The 1908-nt window shown below is 38.2% G+C and carries 2 protein-coding genes; both read left to right on the top strand.

Annotated features, from left to right (window positions below; genetic code table 11):
* The first annotated feature begins 169 nt into the window (after positions 1–169).
* Entirely contained in the window at positions 170–1183 is a 1014-nt protein-coding gene (locus BGC07_RS16125; protein WP_069314087.1) for a replication initiation protein, read from the top strand.
* A 140-nt stretch (positions 1184–1323) separates the two neighbouring features.
* The coding region (locus BGC07_RS20905; RefSeq protein WP_069314086.1) for a LexA family transcriptional regulator at positions 1324–1908 on the top strand (585 nt) is incomplete at its 3' end.

Below are 1908 nucleotides of genomic sequence, written 5' to 3'. Positions count from 1 at the left end.
GCATCCGGACCTCCGGACGAAAAAGCATCCGGACCTCCGGACGAAAAAGCATCCGGACCTCCGGACGAAAAAGCATCCGGATCTCCGGACGAAAAAGCATCCGGACCTCCGGACGAAAAAGCATCCGGACCTCCGGACGAAAAATTGGGGTAGTGCTTAGGGTGACAAAATGAGTGAAATTATAACATTCAAGAATGACCGTAGTGATCTTGTAAAGCATGTCTTCGCGATACATTGCACTAATAACTTAACGCTTGTACAACGAAAATTGTTTAATGCATTGTTGTATTTCGCTTATTACGACCTACCTGTAGCTTCTATGTATTCTGTCCGGTTAGCTGATTTATGTAATCTGATTGGCTACAAAAGTAATGACTATAAACTGCTAAAAAAATCGCTTATTGGCTTGATGTCAACTGTGGTTGAATGGGATGTCATTGATCAAAGTAAAGCAAGTGATGACATAAAATGGACGGCAAGTACGATATTAGCATCTGTCGATGTTCGAAATGGTGTTTGTACGTACGAATATAGTAGTGTGATGAGAGAAGAGCTTTATGAGCCCGAAATCTATGGCAAACTTGATATGTCAGCAATTGGACAATTTTCATCAACGTACGGTATTTCTTTATATGAAAACTGTGTACGGTATCAAAGAATTAAACAAACACCGTGGTTGTCTTTAGATGTATTTAGAAAAATCATGGGTGTGAAGAAAGGGCAATATAAGCAATTTAGAGACTTTAAGCGCCGTGTAATTGAAGTTGGAATTAAAGAAGTTAATAAATACTCGAACCTCAATGTGAATGTTCATATGAAGAAAGAAGGTCTCCGAGTTGTGGGTCTGAAATTTGAAATTGATAATAAACTGAAAAAAGAAACAACGCTTCAAAAAACCGCTGCAGATGAAACACGGAATTCTGAACAAAGGCTTGTCCGTGCAAGAATAGAAAATAGAGTTAAAAATAAACCATTGTCAGTTGGACAGCTACTCACGAACACAATTAAACCAACCAAAACACAACGAACAGAGGTAGAGTTTAGTGAGAAAGAAATTGAAGACTTTTTAGAAGGTTTGAAGGAAAGTAATAAACTTGTCTATGACCGATTCTATGTGAATGGTGGTGGTTTAAATAGTCCAATTATCCAATCACTCATTAGAAATTATTTGAAACTTAAGTAGCTTTGTGACATATTTACGATTATTTTGATTTATTTTAGATCTTTCTGGCTTGGTAATTTAGTACTTTGATTTATTTTGGTGGACGAATATGAGTAAAGAAAGCCCCATAAAAAAATGTAGAATCAACAACAGCAACCCGTTTGCGCCGCTTAAGAAATGTTGCTAACCTCTCACGTGAAGCGATGTGCGCACAAGAGGATCTTAATATTAATACTTATTCAGGCTGGGAGAACGGTAAGTACGGTGGAATTACGCGAGCAGGAGCAGAGAAAGTAATACAGCGGGTATTACAAGAGGGTGTTGCATGTACGGTTGAATGGTTAATGACAGGAGTAGGGCAAGGGCCTAACTTTATTGAGGAGCATGAAGAGCTTGCCTTTGATGATTTGGAAGTGATTATTCAAGATGAAATTGATATTTTCAAGGCAAATTTTGACGGTTCAATCTGTATGAAGGTTGTAGATGATTCGATGGCACCAACTTATGGGATGGGTGACATTGTTTGTGGTATCGGTCGACAAGGGAGTGACATTATCGACTTGATAAAAAAAGATTGCATCGTGGTCTTTTTAGATGGCAGTGTTTCACTTAAACGTATTTTATCAACATCTACTGGGACGTTTAATTTAATTTCCACGAACGTTAATACATTTATTGCAGAACCAATGATTTATGATGTTCCGCTAATGGCTGCAGCTCCGATTATTAGGCATTATCGAAACAGG

The organism is Piscirickettsia litoralis, assembly GCF_001720395.1.
Lineage (GTDB): Bacteria > Pseudomonadota > Gammaproteobacteria > Piscirickettsiales > Piscirickettsiaceae > Piscirickettsia > Piscirickettsia litoralis.
This window is presented reverse-complemented; position numbering and strand designations above follow the sequence as displayed.